Source organism: Nitrobacter winogradskyi Nb-255, from assembly GCF_000012725.1.
Classification (GTDB): domain Bacteria; phylum Pseudomonadota; class Alphaproteobacteria; order Rhizobiales; family Xanthobacteraceae; genus Nitrobacter; species Nitrobacter winogradskyi.
Genome location: NC_007406.1, coordinates 2,988,132 through 3,012,221, shown reverse-complemented (window position 1 = coordinate 3,012,221; position 24,090 = coordinate 2,988,132). Strand labels below are relative to the sequence as shown.

The 24,090-nt window shown below is 63.0% G+C and carries 21 protein-coding genes; 12 read left to right on the top strand and 9 right to left on the bottom strand.

What is annotated here, in order from left to right; all coding sequences use genetic code 11:
- Positions 1-92 precede the first annotated feature (92 nt).
- Complete coding sequence (locus NWI_RS14385; protein WP_011315969.1) at positions 93-899, top strand: response regulator; 807 nt, start codon at positions 93-95, stop codon at positions 897-899.
- Positions 900-1,138: 239 nt separating this feature from the next.
- Complete coding sequence (locus tag NWI_RS14375) at positions 1,139-1,522, top strand: hypothetical protein (protein ID WP_011315967.1); 384 nt, start codon at positions 1,139-1,141, stop codon at positions 1,520-1,522.
- Between the two features lie 18 nt (positions 1,523-1,540).
- Here the strand turns inward: NWI_RS14375 and NWI_RS14370 are convergent, their stop codons facing one another.
- Together NWI_RS14370 and NWI_RS14365 are read right to left on the bottom strand one after the other, a co-directional pair.
- A complete protein-coding gene (locus NWI_RS14370; RefSeq protein ID WP_011315966.1) occupies positions 1,541-1,963 on the bottom strand; it encodes a hypothetical protein in 423 nt (140 codons plus the stop codon).
- Between the two features lie 250 nt (positions 1,964-2,213).
- On the bottom strand, positions 2,214-2,582 hold the full coding sequence (locus NWI_RS14365) for a DUF883 family protein (RefSeq protein WP_011315965.1): 369 nt from the start codon (positions 2,580-2,582) through the stop codon (positions 2,214-2,216).
- A gap of 348 nt (positions 2,583-2,930) precedes the next feature.
- Between NWI_RS14365 and NWI_RS18030 the strand changes: the two genes are divergently transcribed.
- Positions 2,931-3,086, top strand: a complete 156-nt coding sequence (locus NWI_RS18030; RefSeq protein ID WP_011315964.1) for a hypothetical protein — start codon at positions 2,931-2,933, stop codon at positions 3,084-3,086.
- A 114-nt stretch (positions 3,087-3,200) separates the two neighbouring features.
- Here NWI_RS18030 and NWI_RS14360 read toward each other — a convergent pair whose 3' ends face one another.
- The 3 genes from NWI_RS14360 to cysD form a co-directional block, all read right to left on the bottom strand.
- Complete coding sequence (locus NWI_RS14360) at positions 3,201-5,426, bottom strand: malate synthase G (RefSeq protein WP_011315963.1); 2,226 nt, start codon at positions 5,424-5,426, stop codon at positions 3,201-3,203.
- Positions 5,427-5,703: 277 nt separating this feature from the next.
- Complete coding sequence (gene cysC, locus NWI_RS14355; protein ID WP_011315962.1) at positions 5,704-7,629, bottom strand: adenylyl-sulfate kinase; 1,926 nt, start codon at positions 7,627-7,629, stop codon at positions 5,704-5,706.
- A gap of 34 nt (positions 7,630-7,663) precedes the next feature.
- Complete coding sequence (gene cysD / locus NWI_RS14350; protein WP_011315961.1) at positions 7,664-8,470, bottom strand: sulfate adenylyltransferase subunit CysD; 807 nt, start codon at positions 8,468-8,470, stop codon at positions 7,664-7,666.
- A 264-nt stretch (positions 8,471-8,734) separates the two neighbouring features.
- On the opposite strand from cysD, the gene cysG reads away from it, so the two are divergent.
- The 8 genes from cysG to NWI_RS14310 all read left to right on the top strand — a co-directional run bounded on the left by cysG (position 8,735) and on the right by NWI_RS14310 (position 16,552).
- Positions 8,735-10,165, top strand: coding sequence for a siroheme synthase CysG (gene cysG, locus NWI_RS14345; RefSeq protein WP_011315960.1), 1,431 nt, complete (start codon positions 8,735-8,737; stop codon positions 10,163-10,165).
- Positions 10,162-10,926 carry a phosphoadenylyl-sulfate reductase gene (locus NWI_RS14340; protein ID WP_011315959.1) on the top strand — a complete coding sequence of 255 codons (765 nt, stop codon included), beginning with the start codon at positions 10,162-10,164 and terminating at the stop codon, positions 10,924-10,926. Before cysG ends, NWI_RS14340 begins: the two co-directional genes overlap by 4 nt.
- A gap of 129 nt (positions 10,927-11,055) precedes the next feature.
- Positions 11,056-12,045: a sulfate ABC transporter substrate-binding protein gene (locus tag NWI_RS14335; protein ID WP_011315958.1), complete on the top strand. Its 990-nt coding sequence runs from the start codon at positions 11,056-11,058 to the stop codon at positions 12,043-12,045.
- Positions 12,046-12,126: 81 nt separating this feature from the next.
- Complete coding sequence (gene cysT / locus NWI_RS14330) at positions 12,127-12,912, top strand: sulfate ABC transporter permease subunit CysT (RefSeq protein WP_041345148.1); 786 nt, start codon at positions 12,127-12,129, stop codon at positions 12,910-12,912.
- 11 nt (positions 12,913-12,923) lie between these two features.
- Positions 12,924-13,793, top strand: coding sequence for a sulfate ABC transporter permease subunit CysW (gene cysW, locus NWI_RS14325; RefSeq protein WP_011315956.1), 870 nt, complete (start codon positions 12,924-12,926; stop codon positions 13,791-13,793).
- Positions 13,783-14,832, top strand: a complete 1,050-nt coding sequence (locus tag NWI_RS14320; protein WP_011315955.1) for a sulfate/molybdate ABC transporter ATP-binding protein — start codon at positions 13,783-13,785, stop codon at positions 14,830-14,832. Before cysW ends, NWI_RS14320 begins: the two co-directional genes overlap by 11 nt.
- 286 nt (positions 14,833-15,118) lie before the next feature.
- Complete coding sequence (locus NWI_RS14315) at positions 15,119-15,628, top strand: CAP domain-containing protein (RefSeq protein WP_011315954.1); 510 nt, start codon at positions 15,119-15,121, stop codon at positions 15,626-15,628.
- Between the two features lie 135 nt (positions 15,629-15,763).
- Positions 15,764-16,552 carry a 3-hydroxybutyrate dehydrogenase gene (locus tag NWI_RS14310; RefSeq protein WP_011315953.1) on the top strand — a complete coding sequence of 263 codons (789 nt, stop codon included), beginning with the start codon at positions 15,764-15,766 and terminating at the stop codon, positions 16,550-16,552.
- 128 nt (positions 16,553-16,680) lie between these two features.
- Here NWI_RS14310 and NWI_RS14305 read toward each other — a convergent pair whose 3' ends face one another.
- Both NWI_RS14305 and NWI_RS14300 read right to left on the bottom strand, forming a co-directional pair.
- Positions 16,681-18,018, bottom strand: coding sequence for a flippase (locus NWI_RS14305; RefSeq protein ID WP_148203951.1), 1,338 nt, complete (start codon positions 18,016-18,018; stop codon positions 16,681-16,683).
- 262 nt (positions 18,019-18,280) lie between these two features.
- Complete coding sequence (locus NWI_RS14300) at positions 18,281-19,123, bottom strand: protein-disulfide reductase DsbD domain-containing protein (RefSeq protein WP_011315951.1); 843 nt, start codon at positions 19,121-19,123, stop codon at positions 18,281-18,283.
- A gap of 217 nt (positions 19,124-19,340) precedes the next feature.
- Here NWI_RS14300 and NWI_RS14295 point away from each other — a divergent pair, with 217 nt between their 5' ends.
- On the top strand, positions 19,341-19,949 hold the full coding sequence (locus NWI_RS14295; protein ID WP_049750643.1) for a YqgE/AlgH family protein: 609 nt from the start codon (positions 19,341-19,343) through the stop codon (positions 19,947-19,949).
- Between the two features lie 43 nt (positions 19,950-19,992).
- Here the strand turns inward: NWI_RS14295 and NWI_RS14290 are convergent, their stop codons facing one another.
- Positions 19,993-22,869, bottom strand: coding sequence for an EAL domain-containing protein (locus tag NWI_RS14290; protein ID WP_041345669.1), 2,877 nt, complete (start codon positions 22,867-22,869; stop codon positions 19,993-19,995).
- Positions 22,870-22,966: 97 nt separating this feature from the next.
- Complete coding sequence (locus NWI_RS14285; RefSeq protein ID WP_011315948.1) at positions 22,967-23,965, bottom strand: NAD(P)H-quinone oxidoreductase; 999 nt, start codon at positions 23,963-23,965, stop codon at positions 22,967-22,969.
- Positions 23,966-24,090: the final 125 nt, after the last annotated feature.

Genomic DNA, 24,090 nt, shown 5'->3' with positions numbered 1-24,090 from the left:
TGGCGAATGGCGGGCCTGATTTTGCCGGTTGACGTGCTGCGCCGACGGTGAATGCTCCCAGCAATGAGCTACCTCAAAAAGGATGGATGGGAATGTTTCGATCACAGGTCGTTGCCGAGCATTTGCCGCTTTTGCGCCGTTATGCCCGCGCCCTGACGGGAAGCCAGGCCTCCGGCGACGCTTACGTCGGCGCCATGCTGGAGGCGCTGCTACAGGATCCGACGCTGCTCGATGAACAGCATGGCGCGCGCGCGGGTCTGTTTCGGCTGTTTACCCGAATCTGGAACTCTGTCTCGGTCAACGGAGGTGCGGACGAGGTGCCGACCCTGGCGCCGACCGAGCGTCGGCTGACGAATATAACGCCGCTTCCGCGACAGGCCTTCCTGCTGCTGTCGCTAGAAGGGTTCTCGGAGGATGAGGCCGCGTTCGTTCTTGAGGTCGATATCGCCGAAGTCCGAAGGCTGAGCGGTATCGCAGGCCGCGAAATGGCGGCTGAAATTGCAACGGACGTTCTCATCATCGAGGATGAGACGTTCATCGCGATGGATCTGGAAAGCCTCGTGAAGAACCTAGGACATCGTGTGATCGGCGTCGCCCGCACCCACGCCGATGCGATCGCGCTCGCCAAGACCAAGGAGCCCGGCCTTATTCTGGCGGATATTCAACTCGCTGACGGCAGTTCCGGGCTGGATGCCGTCAACGAGCTTTTGCGTGTGGTCGAGGTGCCCGTTGTGTTCATCACGGCCTATCCCGAGCGCTTTCTGACGGGCGAGCGGCCCGAGCCGGCGTTTCTTATCTCGAAACCGTTCCAACCCGCGATGGTTTCTGCGGTCGCCAGTCAGGCGCTGTTCTTCCAGCGGAATTCGCGCAACCGTGAGCCTCGCGCTGCGGCGTCGTGACAGCCTTCGCGAGAAGGATCCGCGGGATCCGGGCTTTATCAGCAAGATTCTCGCTGCTGGTCGATCAGGGGTGTTTGGCCCTCGTCGCGGCGCGCCTGCCGACAAGCGTTCCGTTCATGCATTTTCAGGGATCGCGGTGAACGATATCCGCCGCACGGCGTTGATGCAGGGCGGGTCCGCGAGCGCGACGGGCGGCTGTCGGAATCGGTGCGGCTTGTAGAATAGAGGCGGCTGGAACGATGTTGCAGGTATCGGCGGGATTTCTTGCCGGGCTGGCGGTGACCCTGTCATTGGGCGCGGTGCATCTGGAATCGAATGGTGAGGCAGCCGTCTATGACGCAGCCGTCGCTTCCGTGCATCGAGCCGTCAAGTCGGACCTCGGCATTGTCCCCTCCCCAAACGCTGGCGGCAGAACGGTTTCCGTTCGTCTGCAAAGCCTGCCGAGGATGTCGATCGTGTTCCGGCTTCCGGACTCGGGTCAGGAAGCGCGCGATCGCGGTGTGAAGCGAGGCTTGCAGCGCTCTCCCGCCGCGCGGGTCAAGCGAACGATCGCATGCGAACCCGTGGTGAGCATGTTGACGGACGTTGCGAAGCGGCTCCAGCCCGGCCGCTGTGTGACGTGAGAATCGCGCTCGGAAAATTCAATCTTCCTTGCGGCTTCGGCCTCCCGCGAACAATCCCAGCGCCAGGCCGCCGATCGCCACGATTGGAATCAGCTTCTTGACGCCGACGGCGCGGACGAGCTGAAGTCCCGCTGCCACCACCATCGGATCGGCAAGAAAGCTCTGCGTTGCGGTTTTGGCGTGCTGGACCGCGCGCTTCTTCGCGGTCTTGCGCCGGATCAATAAAGTGACGACCGCGATGAAAGTAATCAGGGAGAAGATCGCCGCTCCGCTCAGACAAGCTTCGATCAGGCCGTAGTTTTGGAGTACGAAAACGAACGCGGCCGCGCAGAGGAATACGATCGTAACAAAAGCTGCGAAAGCCGCGGCCAGCGCCAGACCCGTCAACTGCACCGCGCTGCCCGCGCTTTCCTTGAAGTCATCGATTGCCCGCTGAAACATTTACCGCCTCACCCGAAGCGCCTCATCCGACGAGAAGTCATTTGTCGAGCCGCATGTGTGAAAAGAAAGATTGTGAAAACAGAGACCGGCCCGGATGCAGCAACAGGATGCCGCGCTCCCCGCCGATCGCCGGAATGCAAGAAACCGCCAGAATACCCCTCGCTTCTGATTGAATCAGAAATGAGGGGCAGATCATCGTTCTGAGGCGTTTTATTCACGAGAAGGAGTCGCCCGGAAACACCATGGAGCGTCACCGGCGCCAGGTGACGCCGATCAGAAATCCGAGACCCATCGCAAGTGCGACCGTGGCGAGCGGGCGCTGCTGGATCGTGTCTTCCAGGGTTTCCTCGATGGTCGTTACAGCGCTCTGAGCCGCGTCGAGCGCTGCATTGCCGCGTTCGGAGACATCGGACAGAACGGAATCGACATTCGCCTTCGCCTGCCTGTAGCCGCGGCGGGCTTGCTTCCTGGCTGTGCCGGTCAACCCGCTCAGCGCGTCCGAGACCTGATCGGCAAGGGCGGAGATCTCGTTCTTCACGGCCGACAGGTCTTTCTCGAGCCGGTCGTAGGTCGCCTTGTCGGTCAGGTTCTTGATCGCATTCTCGCCGTCGCTCGCCATCCAACGCTCCTGAAAACTTGAGAAATACGCTAGCCAACGTGCTGTCGCGCTTAAAGTTCCGCACCGACATGCCTGCCGCCAAGGCGTTGAGAGATAAGACGTTGCGGGAGGAAATGCCGCTGGTCGCTCAGCTTCGGGCGTAGGGCCTGCGGCCAACGTGATCGTTTGCGATGCTCTCCAAAGAAGCAGGGTCCGGGCTGCACCGAAGTACGCTTTTCCTCATCCCGCACGATCGATCGCACGGTGCTTTCGCTTAGGAACTTTCAAACTTTGCCAGCGATTGGCTCGCGCGCCAAATGTCGTAAGGGCGCTTTCTCTAATTCCCACTATCGGTGTGAGGAGGCCGGAATGTTCATCAGCGTCCTGATTACGTTTTTCATCGTTGTTCTGGTTCTGTATTTCATCAGCGTCGCGCCGCTCGACATCCGCGGCAAGCAGATCGCTCGCGTCGCCGCCATTGTGATCGGCGTCGCTTCGGCGTTGAGATTTGTTCCGATGTTCTGAACGGATGGCCTGCGGCGCTGGTGCTCGCGCCTGCGCCGGGGCGCTGCCGGTCGGGGCTCGAACCGTCAGCTGGCGCATGGTCCGATCAGGTTGAATTGGACCATGTTTTAAAAACTATTGTCTGGTCGCATTTTCCCGCGGCGAACCGGTATCCGCTTCGCCGGAAAATGCTCGAGCCGCCTGAGCCATAAGCTTGGCCTCGCGCCGCCTCTCGGTCAGGATGTGTTCGGTATAGCCGTTCGGTTGCTCCCGGCCCCTGAACACCAGATCACAGGCCGCCTTGAAAGCCACGCTGTCAAAGCCCGGCGCCATCGGCTTGTAGAGCGGATCGCCCGCGTTCTGTTCATCCACGATGACAGCCATGCGTTTGAACGAATCCATCACCTGATCGTGGGTAACGACGCCATGATGCAGCCAGTTCGCCAGATGCTGGCTGGAAATCCGCAGCGTGGCGCGATCCTCCATCAGGCCGACATCGTGGATATCAGGCACCTTCGAACAGCCGACGCCCTGATCGATCCAGCGCACCACGTAGCCGAGAATACCCTGACAGTTGTTGTCGATTTCCTGTTTCACGTCTTCGGGCGGCCAGTTCGAATGAGACACCGGGATCGTGAGAAGATCGGACAGCCTGGCGCGTCGCCCGCCGGCCTTCAGTTCCTGCTGGCGTTTCCGCACGTCGATCTGGTGGTAGTGCAAGGCGTGCAGCGTCGCCGCGGTTGGCGACGGCACCCATGCGGTGGTGGCGCCCGCTTCCGGGTGGTTGATTTTCTGCGCCAGCATGTCCGCCATCCGGTCGGGCGCGGCCCACATGCCCTTGCCGATCTGGGCGCGGCCGGGCAGGCCTTCGATCAGGCCGATGTCGACATTCCAGTCCTCATAGGCCTTGATCCATGGCTGCGTCTTCATCTCGCCTTTGCGGATCATCGGACCGGCTTCCATCGAGGTGTGAATCTCGTCGCCGGTGCGGTCGAGGAAGCCTGTATTGATGAAGCAGACGCGTTTCGATGCGGTCTGGATGCAGGCATTGAGGTTGACCGTGGTGCGGCGTTCCTCGTCCATGATGCCGATCTTGAGCGTGTTCTCCCGCAGTCCGAGCATCGCCTCGACACGGGCGAACAGTTCGCAGGTCAGCGCGACCTCGTCGGGGCCGTGCATCTTGGGCTTGACCAGGTAGAGCGAACCGCTGCGGCTATTCCGCCTTTTCGAAACCCCGTTGATGTCGTGAATCGCGAGAAGGCCCGATATGGCCGCGTCGAGCAGACCCTCGGGAATCTCGGCGCCGCGCTGGTCGAGAACCGCGTCGGTGAACATGTGGTGACCGACGTTGCGGATCAAAAGCAGGCTGCGTCCGTGCAGCGTGAGTTGCCCGCCGTCCGGCGCGGTGTAGACGCGGTCGGGGTTGAGGGCGCGGGTGAGGGTTTTGCCGCTCTTTTCAAAAGTGTCGGTGAGGGTGCCGTTCATCAGGCCGAGCGCATTGCGATACACCAGGACCTTGTCGTCGGCATCGACGGCGGCGACGCTGTCCTCCATGTCGAGAATGGTGCTGATGGCCGCCTCGATGATCACGTCGGCGACGCCGGCGGAATAATGCCTGCCGATGGGGTGGGCGCGGTCGATCTGGATGTCGATATGCAGACCGTGATTGACGAGCAGGATCGCGGATGGAGCGTTCGCATCACCCTGATAGCCCGCGAACTGGGTTTCCGCCTTCAGACCAGTGGTGTCGCCGTTCCTGAGCGTGACCGACAACCGTCCATTGAGCACGCTGTAGCCTGCGACGTCGGCATGAGCGCCGTTCGCAAGCGGGGTTGCCATATCGAGGAAGGCCTTTGCCCTCGCGATCACCTTGTCGCCGCGCGCCTTGTCGTATCCCTTCGCCTCGCCGGCCTCGCGTGCGATGGCGTCGGTGCCGTACAGCGCATCATAGAGGCTGCCCCAGCGCGCGTTGGCGGCGTTCAACGCGTAGCGCGCGTTGGTTAGCGGCACGACCAGTTGCGGGCCGCAGATTTTGCCGATCTCGTCATCGACATTGGCGGTCTCGATCTGTCGCGTCTCCGGCTCCGGCTCCAGATAGCCGATCTCGGTCAGGAACGCTGTGTAGGCGCTGATGTCGAACGGCGTGTCTTTATGAATGCGATGCCAGTCGTCGATCCTGGCCTGCAACCTGTCGCGCACCGCGAGCAGCTCGCGGTTTCTCGGTCCGAGATCGCGCACGATCGCTGCAAGTCCGGCCCAGAACGCGTCGGGTTTGATCCCGGTCCGGAGCGTGGCTTCCCCGGCGATAAAATCGAACAGGACAGGCGCGATCTTCAGTCCGTGGGCGTCGATTCGGTTCATGTCGCGGGCTTCTCGCAGGAAACGCGACCATGCGCTGTTTCAAGATCGGGCGGCCTAAGCGCGGCCCTTGGCTGTCATCTTGCGCCAAAGCCGGCTCCGTGAGAAGCCCGTCACGAGAGTTGAACAGGGCATGATCCTGACCCGAAGGGCCGCGCCCGCGCAAAGCGGAGAGCGGTTTCGGACAAGATCATGCTCGATCAGAACGTTGAGGCAAGAGGCGGCCAGACCACCCGCCGCGTAGGTTCGCGGCGGCAGCGGGCCTCTGTGGCCGCAAGGCTCAGATGTTGGCGGCGATATCCGTCACTTCGTCGAACAGAACACCGGTTCTGATCAGCATCCGCTCGATTTCATCGGCGGCATCGCTGACCGTGCAGGACGAGGTATCGATCGTCAGTTCTACCGACTCCGGGGGCTGGTAGTCGTTTCCGATGCCGGTGAAGCCGTGCAGGACGCCCGCGCGCGCCTTCGCATAGTGTCCCTTGGGATCGCGGCGTTCGCAAACGTCGGCCGGCGTTGCGACATAGATCTCGCGGAAGGTGTCGTCTGCGATGCGCCGCGCCGCGGCGCGATCCTCACGCGACGGGGAGACCGCGGCGACGATCGCGATATGACCATTGCGTGCGAGATGCGTGGCGATTTCCGCGAGCCGGCGGATGTTCTCGGCACGGTCCTCCGGCGAGAAACCGAGGTCGCCGTTCAGTCCGGCGCGCAGCGTGTCGCCGTCGAGCAGGATCGGCGAGCCGCCGTCGCTGAACAGTTTTCGCTCCAGCGCGCGGGCCAGCGTTGATTTGCCGGAGCCCGGCAGCCCCGTCAGCCAGACCACGGCGCCGTTGTGACGATAGCGGGCGGACCGCTCTTCGGGCCGAAGAGCCGATTCCACCGGCACGATGTCCACCGGAACCGCGCGCTGTCCCGCATCGACGCTGAGCACGAGCCCGCCTCCGGCGATACGGCCATTGACCTCGATGACGAGGCGGCCGGTGCGGGGATTGTCGACATAGGGGTCGGCCGCGAGCGGCTGCGCCAGCGAGATGTCGATTTCGCCGACGTGATTGCGGGCGATCGCCTTGGTCTCGGCGCTCGAAAGCTCGCCCGGATCAACAGCTTTCTCGATGGCGACGACGACGGCGCGCGTTTCCTTGTTGCCGAGCCGCAGCAGGATGGATGCGCCGGCCGCTAGCGGTTGTTCGTGCAGCCAGAAGATGCGCGCCCGAATCCTTCGGGTATCGCGCGGGGCCGACCCGACATGGGCAATGACGTCGCCGCGCTCGACGAACAGTTCGCGGTCGAGCGTGATGCCGACCGAGCGGCCGGCGCCTTGCGCGCCCGTCGGACTGGAAGGCCAGCCTTCGACGCTGCGGATATTTGCGATCTTTCCGGCCGGCATGATGACGATCTCGTCGCCAGCGCTCAGACCGCCCGACTCGATACGCCCAGCCACGATCCGGCGATCATCGAATTTATAGATCGCCTGAACGGGCAGTCGCAGCGCCAGTTCGTCGAGCGGTCGCGCCGGTTGCAGCGCATCGATGGCTTCGACGACGACGGGACCGTCGTACCAGTCGATCTTCGGGGTTCGTTCTGCGACGCCGTCGCCATCGCGCGCCGAGATCGGAATAACGGCTGTCGGAGCGAGGCCGAGGCCGGTCAGGTGCGCGGAAATTTCATCCCGGATGGCGCCGAAGCGTTCGGCGCTGAAATCGACCCGGTCCATCTTGTTGACGACCACGGCGACCTGTTTGACGCCGAGCAGATGCAGCAGGTAGCCGTGCCGCCGCGTCTGGTCGCGCACGCCTTCCAGCGCGTCGATGATAAGCACGGCGCCGTCGGCCTGTGCGGCTCCGGTGATCATGTTGCGCAGGAACTCGGCATGGCCCGGCGCGTCGATCAGCACGACGTCGCGCGAGCGCGTACGGAAGCGGATCTGCGTGGTGTCGATCGTGATGCCCTGATCGCGCTCGGTTTGCAGGGCGTCCAGCAGGAACGACCATTCGAACGGCATGCCGCGCCGTGCGCTGACCGCTTTCAGCATCTCAAGTTTGCCGTCGGGCAGGCTGCCGGTCTCGTGCAGCAGCCGCCCGACGAGCGTCGACTTGCCATGATCGACGTGGCCGACAATGACGATGCTGACCTGGGGGCGGGTCGTGCCGTTGGGCGTCGCGAGGGCAGCGTTCGACGCGAGGTTGGATGCGATCACGTTCATGGGAAAAGCGCTCGTTCGATTCAGACGATTCGGATCAGAGATAGCCGGCGACGCGAAGCCGTTCGAAAGCGTCCTCGGTCTCGTGGTCGAGCGCGCGTCCGGCGCGTTCGGGAATCTTGGTGCCTTCGAGTTCGATCAGGATCTCGTCGATGGTTGACGCGGTCGAGGGAACCGGAAAGGTGATGTCGGCGTCGCCGAGCGAGCGATAGCGCTTGCCGTCCTTCGCCAGATAGAGCGGAATGATCGGAATGTTCTCGCGCTTGGTGTAGGCCCAGATATCCGCCTCGGTCCAGTGCAGGATCGGATGGATGCGCAAGTGAGCGCCGGGAGGCGGCGAGGCGTTGAACTGGTCCCAGAATTCGGGAGGCTGGTCGCGCACATCCCATCCGCCCTCAAGGCCGCGCGGCGAAAACACCCGTTCCTTGGCGCGGGTCGCTTCCTCGTCGCGGCGGATGCCGGCGATCAGCCCGTCGAAGCCATATTTGTTCAAGGCGAGTTTCAACCCCTCGGTCTTGCGCGCCGCGGAGCGCGCCGCGGGCGGCAGGGTCGGATCGATCGCCTCGACCGGCGGGCAGTGATCAACCTTGAGGTCGAGGCCCCACTCCTTGGAGTAGTGATCGCGGAACGCGTACATCTCGGGGAATTTCTTTTGAGTGTCCACGTGCAGCGCCGGAAAGGGCACCCGGCCGAAGAAGGCCTTGCGCGCCAGCCAGATCATCACGTTGGAATCCTTGCCCAGCGACCACAGCAGCGCGAGCTTCTTCAGGCGGGCAAATGCTTCCCGGAAAATATAGATGCTCTGCGCTTCGAGCGCATCGAGGTGGTCCATTCCAGGCTGCATGGCCTGCTCCTTAACTTCGTTCGCGTCGTTCACAGTCGACAGCCATGCCGCTGGGCGGCTGGAGTCCAGCGGCAGCCAGATTTGCGGGTTTCGGGGTTGAGAAGATGTATCTCCCCGGACAGTCTTTCGCAGCATGAAATTCTATACTTTGGTCTCTAGATAGAAGAAATAATTTTCTATTCTGTGACCTTGTCAGATACATAAATAGAAAATAATTTCAGTCAACCCTGCTCATGGGTATAGAAAACGCTAGATGAACGCCACATGAAATTCCTCCCGATCTTTCTCGACACCAGTCGCGGCCCGATCCTTCTCGTCGGGGCGGGCGACCCGGTTCGGGCCAGATTGCGCCTGTTGCTTGCTGCGGAAGCGCGGGTGCGCTGGCACGCGACCGACGGCGACTTCGCGGTTTCCGGTCTTGACGCGGCTGCGGCTTCGCGGATCGAGCGAGAGGAATCCGATCCGCGAAACGCGGATCTTGGCGGCGTCGTCGCGGTGTTCTGCGCGGGCGCCGGAGCGATCGGCGAAAGCGTCGCGGCGCGCGCGCTCACGGCCGGTGTACCTGTCAATGTGATGGATGATCCCGCGCGTTCCAGCTTCATCGTCCCTGCGATCGTCGATCGCGGCGACGTGGTGGCGGCGATCGGCACCGGCGGCGCGTCGCCCGTGGTGGCGCGGCGTGTTCGCGAACGCATCGAAGCGGTCCTGCCGGCGCGAATCGGCGACCTCGCGGCTATGATCGGGCGCTGGCGCAAAACGATTCATGATCACATTCCCGACCTTCCGCTGCGTCGTCGCTTCTGGGAGCGCGTGATCGACGGCCCGATCGGCGAGGCGGTTCTTGCCGGCCGCGCCAATGAGGCCGAAGGCTCGCTGAAGGCGATTGCCGATCCGTCCGCTTATGCGGGCGCATCTGTTCCGGGCGACATCGAGGGACGCGTCACGTTGGTCGGCGCGGGGCCGGGCGATCCGGACCTGCTCACCGTCAAGGCGCTGCGGGCGCTGCAGGACGCCGACATCGTATTCTATGACGAGCTGATCACGCCGGAGATCCTCGATCGCGCCCGCCGCGACGCGGTGCGTGTGCCGGTGGGTCGCCGCGTCGGCAAACCCGGCATCGGGCAGGACGCCATCAACCGGCTGCTGATCGATGCCGCCAGATCCGGCCGGCGCGCCGTCCGCCTCAAGGGCGGCGATCCCTTCATTTTCGGCCGCGGCGGCGAAGAGGTGGAGGCGCTCCGAGAGGCCGGTGTCCGCTGTTCGGTCATTCCCGGAATTACCGCAGGGCTTGGCGCGGCCGCGGAATCCGGGGTGCCGCTCACCTACCGCCATGAAGCGCTGCGCGTCACCTTCCTGACCGCGCACAAGGCTCACGACGCCTCGAACGTCGACTGGTCGACGCTGACCGATCGCAAGATGACCGTCGTGGTCTATATGGGAATCACGGCGGCGCCGGCGATCCGCAGCGGGTTGCTGGCGGCCGGGCGTTCGCCGGAGACCCCGGTCGGCGTGTTCGCCCGCGCCACCCGGCCCGACGCCAAAACCGTCGTCGGCATACTGGATCATCTTCCGGCGCTGGTTCACGACGTCGAGGGCGGCCCCGCCATCCTTGTGATCGGTGACGTGGTGTCGCACTCCGCGCGATGGCGCAACACGAACTCCTTCCTCCAGACACTTCAGATGGCTGCAGAATGACATCTCCGCTCGAAGAAAACAGCGTCGATCCCGGCAGGGCGGCGCAATCTGCCGCTGCGGCAGCGAACTCCGCATGGCCTGCTGCGGCCGCGCTGAACGAGTCCTTGCGCGACGCTTCGCCTGCGGAGGTGATCAGCGCTGCGCTGCGCGCGGTCGGTCGCGACAGGCTGGCGCTGGTCTCGTCATTCGGCACCGAGTCGGCGGCGCTGCTCAAGGTGATGGCGGATGTCGATCCGGCCATTCCGGTCATCTTCCTCGATACCGGATGGCTGTTCGAGGAGACGCTGACCTATCGCGACACGTTGATCGCCGCGCTCGGCCTGAAAGATGTTCGCTCCATTCCGCCGTCCGAGGATGCGTTGAAACAAGAGGATCCCGATCGGGAGTTGTGGTTTTCCGATCCCGATTCCTGTTGCCGGATACGGAAAGTGGAGCCGCTTGCGCGCGCGCTTCAGCCGTTCGCCGCATGGATCAACGGCCGCAAGCGGTTTCAGGGTGGGCTGCGCGCCGACCTCCCGATGGTCGAGGATGACGGGGCCCGGCTCAAGTTCAATCCGTTCGCGAACGCCTCGCGCGAGGATATCGAGGCGATCTATGCGTCGGCGAAGCTGCCGCCGCATCCGTTGGTGGCGTCCGGTTTCCGCTCCGTCGGATGCATGCCGTGCACCAGCCGCGGACAGGCCGGCGAGGATGCGCGGGCCGGCCGCTGGCGCGGCAGAGCCAAGACGGAATGCGGCATTCACACGATGAAGATTCCGTAGGGGAATGACTCTGCGCCGCCGCAAACATTGAAACGCCGTTCCGTTGACTTAAGCATGTCCTTTGACGAGGTTCATTCATGGGCTTTGGCGCTGACGGTCGTCGCTTGAGCGGGCCTTATGGAGATTGGAATGCTTCGTCGAATCTTAACGGTTTTGGCCGGATTGATCTGGGCCGGTTCTGCCTACGCGGCCGATGTGTCGTTGCTGAACGTCTCCTACGATCCGACCCGAGAGCTGTATGTTGATTTCAACAGGGCGTTTGCGGCGCATTATCAGAAAGAAACCGGCAAGAGCGTCGAGATCAGGCAGTCTCACGGCGGTTCCGGAAAGCAGGCGCGCTCGGTGATCGACGGTTTGCAGGCCGATGTGGTGACGCTCGCGCTCGCCTATGACATCGATGCGGTGGCGGATCACGGTCTGCTGGCGAAGGATTGGCAAGCGCGGTTGCCGGAGAACTCATCTCCCTATACGTCAACCATCGTTTTCCTGGTGCGTACGGGCAACCCCAAAGGCATCAAGGATTGGGACGATCTGGTCAGGCCCGGCGTCAACGTCATTACGCCGAATCCAAAAACCTCCGGCGGCGCGCGCTGGAATTATCTCGCGGCATGGGGGTATGCGCTGAAGAAGTGGGGCGGCGAAGATAAGGCGAGGCAGTTCGTCGCCGATATATACAGCCACGTCCCCGTGCTCGACACCGGCGCGCGCGGCTCCACCGTCACCTTCGTCGAGCGCGGCGTCGGCGATGTGCTGCTTGCGTGGGAGAACGAGGCCTTTCTGGCGCTCAAGGAGTTCGGAAAAGACAAGTTCGAGATCGTGGCCCCCTCGATCTCCATTCTCGCGGAGCCGCCGGTTGCCGTCGTCGACAAAGTGGTGGACAAGAAAGGAACGCGCGCCGCCGCCGAGGCGTATCTGAAATATTGGTATACGGAGGAAGCGCAGGATATCGCCGCGCGAAACTATTACCGGCCGACCAATCCGGGACTCATCAAGAAATATGCCGATGCGTTCCCCAAGGTCGAACTGTTCAGGATCGACGAGGTATTTGGCGGCTGGACCAAGGCGCAGAAGGTGCATTTCAGCGAAGGCGGCATCTTCGATCAGATCTACAAGGACTGATCTAACTTCAACGGGGCGGAGCGGGACGACGTGAAAGGAGGATCGGGACGACGACGGACCTTGCCGGGATTCGGTCTCACCATGGGGCTGACGCTGACGTGGCTTTCGATCATTGTTCTGATCCCGCTTGCAGGATTGTTTCTCAAGTCATTTGAACTGAACTTCGCCCAGTTCGTGGACATCATCACCAGCCGCCGAACGCTGAACGCGCTGAAGATCTCATTCGGACTCGCGTTTCTCGCCGCGCTGGTCAATCTGGTGATGGGCAGCATCATCGTCTGGGCGCTGGTGCGCTACCGCTTCCCCGGTCGTCGCATCTTTGATGCAATCGTCGACGTGCCTTTCGCATTGCCGACAGCGGTGGCCGGCATTGCCCTGACGACGCTGTTCGCGCAGAACGGCTGGCTTGGCGCGCCGCTGGCTGAACTCGGCATCAACGTGTCGTATACGCCGCTCGGCATTTTCCTTGCGATGGTGTTTATCGGGATTCCCTTCGTGGTGCGCACCGTACAGCCGGTGCTGATCGATCTCGATCCCGAGATCGAGGAAGCTGCCGCCAGCCTCGGCGCCAGTCGGTGGCAGACAGTGTGGCGGGTCGTTCTGCCCAGCCTTTTCCCGGCGCTGCTCACGGGCTTCGCGCTCGCATTCGCGCGCGCTGTCGGGGAGTATGGCTCGGTGATTTTCATCGCCGGCAACCTGCCGAATGTGTCGGAGATCGCGCCGCTGCTGATCGTGATCCGCCTGTCGGAATTTCGTTACGCCGACGCGACCGCGATCGCCGTGGTCATGCTTCTGGTGTCCTTCCTGGTGATTTTCGTCATCAATCGCTTGCAGCGCTGGGCGCGGGCGCAAGAGCAGGCGTATTAGAGGTGACGCTGATGTCCGAAGCCGCTTTCGCGATTTCGCGCGACCGCAATGACGCCCGCTCCGAGCCGCGCTGGGTGCGCGCATTGCTGATAGGCCTTTGCATTCTGTTTCTCACGGTGTTCATCGTGTTGCCGCTGACGATCGTGTTCGCTGAGGCGTTCGCCAAGGGCGGACAGGTGTATTTCGCGGCGCTTGCCGAACCGGAAGCGGTGTCGGCGATCAAGCTGACGCTGACGGTCGCGGCGATTTCGGTCGGTCTCAATCTGGTGTTCGGTTTGATTGCCGCATGGGCCGTCGCCAAGTTCGAGTTTCCCGGAAAGACGCTGCTCATCACCCTGATCGACCTGCCGTTCTCGGTCAGCCCCGTCGTTTCCGGTCTGGTGTTCGTGTTGTTGTTCGGGGGACAGGGTTTTCTCGGGCCCTGGCTGCAGGATCACGACATCCAGATTCTGTTCGCGCTGCCCGGCATCGCGCTGGCGACGACGTTCGTGACCTTTCCCTTCGTGTCGCGGGCGCTGATTCCGTTGATGCAGGAGCAGGGGACGGCGGAAGAAGAAGCCGCGCTGTCGCTCGGCGCTTCCGGGCTGCAGACCTTCTTTCGTGTCACGCTTCCGAATATCAAATGGGGCCTGCTCTATGGCGTGCTGCTTTGCAACGCGCGCGCGATGGGCGAGTTCGGTGCGGTCTCCGTGGTTTCCGGTCACATCCGGGGTGAAACCAACACGATGCCGCTGCTGGTTGAAATCCTGTATAACGAGTATCAGTTTGTGGCGGCGTTCGCGGTAGCATCGTTATTGGCGCTGCTCGCATTGATCACGCTGATTGCGAAAACGATTCTCGAAGGGCAACTCGACGAGGGGCGGCAGACGCGTGAGCATTGAGCTGAAAAATATCGTCAAGAGGTTTGGCGCATTCTCCGCGCTTAACAACGTCGACCTGACGATCGGGGATGGCGAATTGCTGGCGCTGCTTGGTCCGTCGGGCTCGGGCAAGACGACGCTATTGCGGATTATCGCCGGGCTCGACTGGCCGGACAGCGGCTCGGTGTCATTCGACGGCGAGAACGCGTTGGCGCGCGGAGCAGGTGAGCGGCAGGTCGGCTTCGTATTTCAGCACTACGCTTTGTTCCGCCACATGACGGTCTTCGAGAACGTCGCGTTCGGCCTGCGGGTGCAGCCGCGCGCCATACGCAAGGACGAAGCCAGTATCCGCGCGCGGGTCAAGGAACTGCTCGATCTGGTGCAACTCGACTGGCTCGCTGACCGCTATCCGAGTCAACTCTCCGGCGGCCAGCGTCAACGCATCGCGCTCGCCCGGGCGCTGGCCACCGAGCCCCGCATCCTGCTGCTGGACGAGCCGTTCGGTGCGCTCGACGCCAAGGTGCGGAAGGAGTTGCGTCGCTGGCTGCGCTCGCTGCACGAGGAAATTCATGTCACCTCGGTGTTCGTGACTCACGATCAGGAGGAAGCGCTTGAAGTCGCAAACCGCGTGGTGGTGATGGACAAGGGCAGGATCGAGCAGATCGGCAAGCCGGGCGAAGTGTATAACAGCCCGGCGACAGCGTTCGTCCATGGCTTCATCGGGGAGTCCATTGTGCTGCCCGTCGATATCCAGGACGGCGTGATCCGGCTCGGCGGCACGCCGCTGAATATCGCCGCGGAGTGCGGCGCGTCGGGGCCCTCGAAGCTGTTCGTCCGCCGCCACGATATGCAGATCAGCCCGCCGGGCTGGGGTGGACTCGAAGGCACCGTGCGGCGGGTGCGGAGCTTCGGTCCGATCCAGCGCGCCGACATCGCATTGTCGGACGGTCAGGGTGAAACCGTCATCGAGATCGATGCGCCGCGTGACCGCGAGCTTCGCGATGGCGAGGTCGTCGGATTGCAGCCCAGGCGCTATCGCATTTTCGCGGACCGCACCTAGAGCATGATCCGATCAAGAGGTCGCGATAAAGCCGTGCGAGCGCGGGAAACGGGACACTCGGGATCATTCATCTTTCAGCCATTGTTGATGTGCAACAACTGCGCTCATTGGGGCTGGTGGCCCGATTCCGACATTCGTATCCGGTCCAACTCATCTCTTGCGATGTCTTGCGATGGCTGGAATCGAGGGCCGCCAGCAAATGCAGGTTGCTCGTGTCCTTTCGAATCCGAAGTTCGCTACGGAGGGCGCAGTATGACGAGGCGAACTTCGGATTCGGAACACCAGGATGATCCGCACTTTTGCCGTGCTTCTCGGCCTGCTGCTTGTGGCTGGATGCGTTACGGAAAAGCCGGCTGCCAGGGAGCAGCCGGCTTTCTATCTCGACATGGCGCACGGCGGGGCCAAGCTGGATTCTGTTATGGCGGCCTCGATGATTTCCGGCTATCGCGCCAACAACGGCCTCGGTCCGGTGACGGTTGATCCCGAACTCATGAAGATTGCCGAGACGCAATCGATGGCGATGGCCAAGCGCAACAAGATGGATCACGACGTTGCCGGGACGCTGCCCAAGCGGCTGGCGGCGGCCGGCTATCCGGCGACGCTGGCGGTCGAGAATATCGGCGCCGGTTATCATACCCTCGCGGAGGCGTTCTCCGGTTGGCGCGATTCGCCTCCCCATCGGGCGAACATGCTCAAGAACGGCGTCACGAAACTGGGCATCGCCGCGAGCTATGCTCCGGAAACCAAGTACAAGGTGTTCTGGACGCTGGTGTTGGCATCCACGGGCGAGCGATAACGACTGCGTGGAGTAAGCGTCGTCGTGCGCGGGTGGGCTTGAGCGCGAAGCGGCTTGACCGGCGACATGGTCGCCGGTGCTTTGACGGCAGCGCGGCGCGGCTTTGATGATCCGCGCTTCCGACAGGAGAGGGTGATGACGAAGTTGAAAGGCAAGACCGCGGTCGTGACCGGATCAACCAGCGGCATAGGCCTGGCCTATGCCCGCGCCTTCGCCGGCGCCGGCGCCAATGTCGTGATCAACGGGCTTGGCGCCGAGGCTGACATCGAGAAGGCGCGCTCCGGCCTCGAGGCGGAGTTCGAGGTCAAGGCGGTCTACTCGCCTGCCGACATGACGAAGCCCGCCGAGATCGCCGGCATGATCGAACTGGGCGAAACAACCTTCGGCTCGGTCGATATTCTCGTCAACAATGCCGGCATCCAGTTCGTCTCGCCGGTCGAGTCGTTCCCTGTCGAGAAGTGGGACGCGATCATCGCCATCAATCTTTCATCGGCTTTTCATGCCATCCGCGCCGCAGTGCCCGGCATGAAGAAGCGCGGCTGGGGCCGCATCATCACTACCGCCTCGGCGCATTCGACGGTGGCATCGCCCTTCAAGTCGGCCTATGTGGCCGCCAAGCACGGCATAGCCGGCCTCACCAAGGCGGTGGCGCTCGAGCTTGCGCCGCACAGGATCACCTGCAATTGCATCAGTCCGGGCTATGTCTGGACCTCGCTGGTGGAAAAGCAGATTCCCGACACCATGAAGTCGCGCGGCATGACCAGGGAGCAGGTCGTCAACGATGTGCTGCTCGCCGCGCAACCGACCAAGCAGTTCGTCACCGTGGAGCAGGTCGCGGCGCTGGCGCTCTATCTCTGCAGCGACGATGCCGCCCAGATCACCGGAAGCAACCTGTCGATCGATGGCGGCTGGACGGCGGCGTAACCGGATCGACCTGAACAGCCTGTCTTCTCGGCATGCCCGGGCTTGTCCGGGGCATCCACGTCTTCGCGGAGTTTCCATCGGAACGACCTGGATGGCCGCAATAAATCCGCCCATGACGAATGTGCCTTTCATGTCGAGGCCCGCCCCTTCCCGAACGCCAGAACATGAAATCCGAGCTTGCGGCGGACGATCCAGAACAGCAGCACCGTTTCGAATGTGAGCGAGATCGACGTCGCGGCGGCGGCGCCGTGGCCGCCGTAGCGCGGGACGAACGCGAAGCACAGCGCCACGTTCATGCCGAAGGCCAGCGCATACGCGGCCGCGCAGGCATGCTGATGACCGAGCATGTTGAGCAGTCGCTCGACGGGGCCGATCGCGGAACGGACCACGAGCCCGATCGCGGCGACGAACATGATGCTGTAGCCGGTGACGAATTGCGGACCGAACAGCCACAGCATCGGTTTGCCGAACGCGAGCAGCAGCAGCGTGGCCGCGAGCGAGGGCCAGAAGGTCCATTTGATCGCATAAGCGAGGTAGGCCGCCAGCCGCTCGCGGTCACCAGCGGCATGATATTCCGTGAAGCGGTGCGCCGTCGTCGCCGACATGGCGTAGTGGATGAAGGATACCAGGGCCAGGGTTTTGACGACGGCGAAGTAAACGCCGACTTCCTCCGAAGAACGAAACTGCTGCAGCACGAGCACGTCCGTGTAGGACAACAGCAGATAAAAGCTCTCGACCAGAAGGATCGGCAGCGAGACCGCGAGCCAGCCGCGAAAATCGTGGACTTTGGGTCCGGGCGTGACGATCGTGCGCAGTCTGCGATTGAGGACGATCATCTGGCCGATCATGGCGATCCACACCGCCGCGACGCTGGCCAGCATGGCGACGGTGGCGCTGAGGTGAAATCCCAGCACGAAAGCGCCGGCGGTGAAGCCGATAATCAGCGATTGCCGTACGATGAATTGCGGCATCAGTCCGAGCCGCATCCAGTCGTGGGAACGCGCAATGCCGTCCTGGGTGTTGGCGACCACGAACGCCGGCAGGGTCAGGCAGCCGATATAGAGCGGCAGCACCGTCGCGGCATCGATCCACGGTGACAGCGCTGTGACCAGGGCCGCCAGCGATGCCGATATCAGCGAGGCGACGATGAATGTCATCCACCGGCTGCCGCTCAGGAATCCGCGCAGCCGCGCGTTGTCACCGCTCGCGTGATATTCCGGAATGATCCTCTGCGCCGACGCCGAGATGCCGAAATCCATCATGCTGCCGAGCAGCAGCACCCAGGTCCAGACATACACATAGACGCCGTAGTCGGAACCGCCCATCCAGCGCGCGAGAAGGATCTGCGCCACGTAGGCAATCCCGGCGCTTATCACCCGGATGATGAAGATCGTGCCGGCGAGCCGCCTGGTCAGCGAGGCCTCGCTCGAGCCGCCCAATATCGCGCGCAGCCGTCCGATCAGCATGGGCAATCGCTTCGCAGGAGCGGAGGGAGCGTCCGTGATGGCCACTGCGGGATCCTCGACGCGGGATGCGCGCCCTGACTCGAATTTGCAACCTTTCCGCTTCTGATAGAATCAGAAGCGGGCTCCATGATTTTGTTTTGACGCGTTTTCTTCACGCGAACAGGTCATCCACTTCGCTCGAAAACGCTATAGCAACCGTTTCTTAAGATTCAGTTGGGCGGACCAGACAGCCCGGCCTGGCGCCTCCGGCGACGACCAGCCATCAATCCAGATTGATATTGAATTCATAGGCCTGTTTGCCGCCGACCAGCGTCAGCTTTAGCGCGGCGCCCTGGGCGTTGACGTTGGCCGGCAGGCCATCGAGCTTGAACGAAAATCGTTTCACCCCGCGCGGCGCGCGCTCGTGCCGGGTCGGGATCGGCAGCGCCCAGTCCGGTGTCGGGCCTTCGACGAACAGGTTGACGTCGTCCTTGGGATTGGCGGTTGCGACATCGACGGTCACGGTTGATTCTCCCTCGCGCCTGACGTTGCTGATCGTCAAGGGATTGGGGTCGCCGATCCGGGCCGGCTTCGGCACCATATCGAGCGCGGCGGCCAGCGTGCTGTCCTCGGCGCTCGCGACGCTGGCGAAAGCAAGCTCCATACTGGCTTCGGCGGGAATGCACAGCCTGGCGCATACCGCGAAACTGACGGTCGCGCGTAGCGTGATCGGCCTGTCGGCATTGGTGGCGGCAATTCGCAGCGGCAGCACGACCTGCTCCTTGTAGCCGAGCGAATGGCCGCCCGCGCCGTCGGGAAATTTCGATGGCGCGGGCCACAGAACAGTCACGGCATCGACATTGTCGGACTTTGAAAAATCGAAACGCGGCGGCACGCCCGAGTCGCCAGGCGTGCGCCAGAACGTTTTCCAGCCCGGTTCGAGCTGAAACGCGATGCCGCCGAGCAGCACCGCGCCGCTGCGCGAGCCCGCGAGCAGGCGGACGGCGGCGTGGCTGCCCTGCTGCCATGGCGAGGCATCCTGGCCCGTCGCGGCGGTCGAAAGCGCGCACGACAGCAGCACGACCGCAACGCCGGGCAACGCGTGAAGAGGAACCTTGATGATCATGCGGGCGTCTTTTTATCGGTTGCGCGCGGGCCAAACTATTGAATTGCTTGTGATGCGCTGTTTAGCCATGGCTGGGGAAGGTTGAATGGCTCGGGAAGGTTGATTGACAGAATGCGCACCCAATATCAGGATGGAAGGGCAACATGAGGGTCATTTGCTGATGAAACCAGCGCGTAAAGGACCTGGCAGGGACCGTCGTCACGCTGACGACGCGGACATGGATATTGCGGACACGGATACTTATGACCGCAACTATCTGGACGGCCAGTTGCTGATCGCGATGCCGGTCATGGAAGATGAGCGGTTCGCACGTTCCGTGATCTATGTCTGCGCGCACTCGTCCGAGGGAGCGATGGGTATCATTCTCAATCGCCCCGCCGGAAGCGTCGATTTCAGCGATCTGCTGGTGCAGCTCGACATCATCAAGCGAGCCGACCTGATCAAGCTGCCGGAAACCGCCGAGACGATGAAAGTGATGAAGGGTGGCCCGGTCGAAACCGGCCGCGGCTTCGTTCTGCATTCGAGCGATTTCTTCATCGAGGATGCGACGCTGCCCATTGACGAGGGTATCTGCCTGACCGCCACGCTCGATATCCTGGAAGCCATCGCTAAGGGCGCCGGCCCGAAACATGCGATCCTGGCGCTTGGTTATGCCGGATGGGCGCCGGGTCAACTGGAGACTGAAATCCAGGACAATGGATGGTTGCACTGCCCTGCTGATCAGGACCTGATCTTCGGCCGCGATATAGAAGACAAATATGTTCGCGCGCTGCATAAGATCGGAATCGATCCCGGCATGTTGTCGAACGAAGCCGGTCACGCCTGAGCGGGCCGGGCTTCGCCTGTCGAGCGTCGCGAGCTGTGTGGTTTCAGCTTGCCGTCTCGAGCCGCTCCTGGGCCAGGAGCCGCATCGTCGCATCGACGTCCATCGGCTCGCCGAAAGCAAAGCCCTGGGCGTATTCGCAGCCCATCTGATAGAGTTCCACTGCATCGGAGTCGGTTTCGGCGCCCTCGGCGACGACATCCATGCCGAGATCGTGCGCCAGCGCGATGATCGACTTGAGAATGACCGGCCGCGTGCCGCGGGTCGAGGTGCGCACGAACGACTGGTCGATCTTGATGGTGTCGAGCGGGAAACGCTGCAGGTATGACAGCGAGGAATAGCCGGTGCCGAAATCGTCAAGCGAGAGCCCGACGCCGAGTTCGCGAATCCGTTGCAACATCTGCGCTGCATGTTCGGGATTTTCCATGACGAGCGATTCGGTCAGTTCAAGCTTCAGGGTGCCGCGTGCGATGGATGAGCGCGACAGCACCGAGCGGATGTCGTGGATCAGATCGTGCCGCAGCAACTGGCGCGAGGAGACGTTGACGCTGGCGAAAATCGGGGGCTGCGACCGCATGGCGCGCTGCCAGACGGCAAGCTGGCGCGCGGTCTGGTCCATCACGAAGGTCCCGAGATCGACGATCAGGCCGGCTTCCTCGGCGATGGTGATGAATTCGTCGGGCGCCATCCGTCCGAGCTTGGGGTGGTCCCATCGCGCCAGCGCTTCAAAGCCCGCGATCGAGCGGTCCTGCAGCCGGACGATAGGCTGGTAGAGGACGGTGATCTCCTGCCGCTCGATGGCGCGCCGCAACTCCGCCTCGAGCGATAGCCGGTCGTTCTTCCGGGCGCGCATCGCGGGTTTGTAGACATCGATCCGATCGCCGCCGATCCGCTTGGAATGGTACATCGCCAGTTCGGCGTCCTTGATCATCTGGTCCGACAACTGCGTCTGAGGGTCGCTCAGCGCGAGGCCGATCGACGCGGTCAGGAAGATCTCACGGTCATTGAAGGCGATCGGGGCGCGGATGGTCTTGCGGATGGTTTCGGCGAACGCGGTGATGCGAGGCGGATCCTGCTCCGACATCAGGATGAGGCCGAACTGATCGCCGGAAAGCCGCGCCAGCGTATCCTGGGCCTTAAGGATACGCGTAAGCCGTCGCGCCAGGGTCAGCAGGATCGAATCTCCCACGGCGACGCCAACAGAATCGTTGACCTGCTTGAAGCGGTCGAAATCGATCACCATCAGGGTCGGCCTCAGGCCCGGCATGGTCTTGGCCAGCGTCGCGACCGCGTTGAGACGGTCAATGAAGAGTTTACGGTTGGGAAGGCCGGTCAGGTTGTCGTGCACCGAATCGTGCAGCATTCGCTCCTCGGCCTTCCTCGTTTCGGTGACATCGGCGAGAGTTCCGACCACGCGCGACACCTCGCCGTCGGACCCCACCACCGGGCGCGCCTTCAGGGCGAACCACATGAAGTGGCCGTCGGACGCGCGCAGCCGGAAGTCCTGCACCAGCCGGCCCCGGCGCTGTTCGAGCACGCTGTCCAGCGCCGCGCGGAACCGGTCCTGATCGAGCGGATGCAGCACCTCCAGCCAGCCTGCCGCCGGCCCTTCGAGCGTGCCGCGTTTGAGGCCGAGCAGGCTTTCGGTCTCGAGACTGGTGAAGACCTTGTCGGCGGAGACGTCCCAGTCCCAGACCAGATCGCCCGCGCCGGTCAATGCGAGCGCGCGGCGCTCGATGTCGGATACGACGCCCGAAGCGCCGCCTCCACCGGCGAAGGCATGCTGCATCACCGTGAACCCGATCAGCATCACGATCAGCACGAGGCCGCCGAGCAAAGCGGGGCCCACGATGTCGTTGACGACCTTGCCTTCGATCGCCATTCCGGCTGCGGCGACCCACACCACCAGCAGGAACCAGGTCGGGATCAGCAGGACGGCGCGATCGAAGCCGTGAACCGCGAGATAGACGATCAGCCCGAAGCCGAATACCGCGATCAGCGCGAGCGATATCCGGGCGATGCCGGAGGCGACCGCCGGATCGAACAGGGCAAGCGCCACCAGCGAGCCGAGAAAGAAAAGCCAGCCGAGAGTGATGTGCGAATAGCGCACGTGCCAGCGATTGAGATTGAGGTAGGCGAACAGGAATACGAGCAGCGTCGCCGCGAGAATCGCCTCGCCCGAGGCGCGCCAGATTCGTTCAGCGCCGGCCGGCATGTCCAGCACCTTGCCCCAGAAGCCGAAATCGACGCCGATGTAGACTAGTACCGCCCAGGCAAGCGCCGCGGCGGCGGGAAACATGATGCTTCCCTTGACCACGAACAGGATGGTCAGCACCAGCGCCAGCAGCCCGGAGATGCCGATGACGATTCCCTGATACAGGGTGAAGGAATTGACCTTGTCCTTGTAGGCGTCGGGCTCCCAGAGATAAAGCTGCGGCAGCCTGTCGGTGCGCAGTTCCATGACGAAAGTGATGACGGCGCCGGGATCGAGCGTGATCTGGAAGACATCGGCGGTGGCGCTCTCCTGCCGCTCCGGACGATCGCCGGTCGACGGCGTGATGGTGGCGATGCGCGATTGCCCGAGATCCGGCCACAGCAGTCCCGACGACACCAGGCGGTAATGCGGTGCGACGATCAGGCGGTCGAGTTGATCGTCGGTGTTGTTGGCGAGCGCGAATACCACCCAGTTCTGGCCGCCTTCCCGCGCGCGCACCTCGACGCGGCGAACAATGCCGTCGGTGCCGGGCGCGGTCGAGACCTGAATGCGGTCGGAATCGCTGTGCTGATGATCGAGGATGGCGGTGAGATCGATGGCGGGCGCGTCGCTCCGGACGCTGACGGCGTCGACTGCGCGCGCCGGCGATGCCGCGACGAAAATCATGAGGGCCAGCGTAAGCCACGCAAGCCGCCTGACCAGATGCAATGTCATTTCCTCGCGTTCAACATACAGTCCCGCCGACCGCGCGAGATAGATGACATAATCGCAAAAGAAATTATAGGCTTCAGCAGGACGCGGGAATCTAAATCGTCAACACAATTTTGCCAACATGGGCGCTGGTTTCCATCCGCCGGTGCGCGTCCGCTGCCTGTTCGAGCGGGAAGCTGCTGTCGATCAGCGGCTTGATTCGTCTCTCCCGCATCATGGGCAGCACTTTGGCTTCGATGGCGGCGACCATCGCGGCCTTGTCGGCCACCGAACGCGGCCGCAGCGTCGAGCCGGTATGATGCAGCCGTTTCACCATCAGCCTGGCGAGATTAACGGTTGCCTTCGCACCGCCCAAAAACGCGATCTGCACGATGCGGCCCTCGAGCGCGGCGGCGTCGTAATTCTTCTCGATGTAGTCGCCGCCGACCATGTCGAGGATGAGATCGGCGCCGGCGCCGGCCGTCGCGGCCTTCACCTCCGCGACGAAATCCTGAAGCTTGTAGTTGATGGCGTGATCGGCCCCGAGCCCCAGACACGCGCCGGCCTTCTCCTTTGATCCGACGGTGACGATCGTCCTTGCGCCGAACACCTTGGCGAGCTGGATCGCCATGGTGCCGATTCCCGATGAGCCGCCGTGGATCAGCAGCGTCTCGCCCGCCTTCAACGCGCCGCGCTCGAATACGTTGTGCCATACCGTGATCAGCGTTTCCGGCGTGCCGCCGGCTTCGATCATGGAGAATGCGGTGGGGACCGGAATTGCGATCGCTTCATGCGCGACGCAATATTGAGCGTAGCCGCCGCCCGAGACCAGCGACATCACCTTGTCGCCGGGCCGGTACCTGCTTGCTCCCTCGCCGAGCGCCACCACTTCGCCCGCGACTTCCAGGCCCGGCAGATCGCTGGCGCCCGGCGGCGGCGGATAGCTGCCGGAACGCTGCAGGACATCCGGCCGGTTGACGCCGGCCGCCGCGACCTTGATCAGGACTTCGCGCGGGCCGGGCGAGGGGACCGGGCGGAGTTGCGGCACCAACACTTCCGGGCCACCGGGCTTGCTGATGCCGATGGCGGTCATTTGCGCTGGCGGCTTTTCCATGGTCGGTCACCGGGCAAGCTTGGAAAGGAGGTCGGACCCTGATTATAACGTACCGGCGCGCGTGAAGAAGGCGCGTCATCCAACGAAATCGTCAGGCCCAGGCCGCTTCTGATCGGTTGAGAAGC

Bases quoted from the DNA above. Each gene is read 5' to 3' on its own strand.
- NWI_RS14385 (WP_011315969.1), top strand. From the start codon at position 93: ATGTTTCGATCACAGGTCGTTGCCGAGCATTTGCCGCTTTTGCGCCGT.
- NWI_RS14375 (WP_011315967.1), top strand. From the start codon at position 1,139: ATGTTGCAGGTATCGGCGGGATTTCTTGCCGGGCTGGCGGTGACCCTG.
- NWI_RS14370 (WP_011315966.1), bottom strand. From the start codon at position 1,963: ATGTTTCAGCGGGCAATCGATGACTTCAAGGAAAGCGCGGGCAGCGCG.
- NWI_RS14365 (WP_011315965.1), bottom strand. From the start codon at position 2,582: ATGGCGAGCGACGGCGAGAATGCGATCAAGAACCTGACCGACAAGGCG.
- NWI_RS18030 (WP_011315964.1), top strand. From the start codon at position 2,931: ATGTTCATCAGCGTCCTGATTACGTTTTTCATCGTTGTTCTGGTTCTG.
- NWI_RS14360 (WP_011315963.1), bottom strand. From the start codon at position 5,426: ATGAACCGAATCGACGCCCACGGACTGAAGATCGCGCCTGTCCTGTTC.
- cysC (WP_011315962.1), bottom strand. From the start codon at position 7,629: ATGAACGTGATCGCATCCAACCTCGCGTCGAACGCTGCCCTCGCGACG.
- cysD (WP_011315961.1), bottom strand. From the start codon at position 8,470: ATGCAGCCTGGAATGGACCACCTCGATGCGCTCGAAGCGCAGAGCATC.
- cysG (WP_011315960.1), top strand. From the start codon at position 8,735: ATGAAATTCCTCCCGATCTTTCTCGACACCAGTCGCGGCCCGATCCTT.
- NWI_RS14340 (WP_011315959.1), top strand. From the start codon at position 10,162: ATGACATCTCCGCTCGAAGAAAACAGCGTCGATCCCGGCAGGGCGGCG.
- NWI_RS14335 (WP_011315958.1), top strand. From the start codon at position 11,056: ATGCTTCGTCGAATCTTAACGGTTTTGGCCGGATTGATCTGGGCCGGT.
- cysT (WP_041345148.1), top strand. From the start codon at position 12,127: ATGGGGCTGACGCTGACGTGGCTTTCGATCATTGTTCTGATCCCGCTT.
- cysW (WP_011315956.1), top strand. From the start codon at position 12,924: ATGTCCGAAGCCGCTTTCGCGATTTCGCGCGACCGCAATGACGCCCGC.
- NWI_RS14315 (WP_011315954.1), top strand. From the start codon at position 15,119: ATGATCCGCACTTTTGCCGTGCTTCTCGGCCTGCTGCTTGTGGCTGGA.
- NWI_RS14310 (WP_011315953.1), top strand. From the start codon at position 15,764: ATGACGAAGTTGAAAGGCAAGACCGCGGTCGTGACCGGATCAACCAGC.
- NWI_RS14305 (WP_148203951.1), bottom strand. From the start codon at position 18,018: ATGCTGATCGGACGGCTGCGCGCGATATTGGGCGGCTCGAGCGAGGCC.
- NWI_RS14300 (WP_011315951.1), bottom strand. From the start codon at position 19,123: ATGATCATCAAGGTTCCTCTTCACGCGTTGCCCGGCGTTGCGGTCGTG.
- NWI_RS14295 (WP_049750643.1), top strand. From the start codon at position 19,341: ATGGATATTGCGGACACGGATACTTATGACCGCAACTATCTGGACGGC.
- NWI_RS14285 (WP_011315948.1), bottom strand. From the start codon at position 23,965: ATGGAAAAGCCGCCAGCGCAAATGACCGCCATCGGCATCAGCAAGCCC.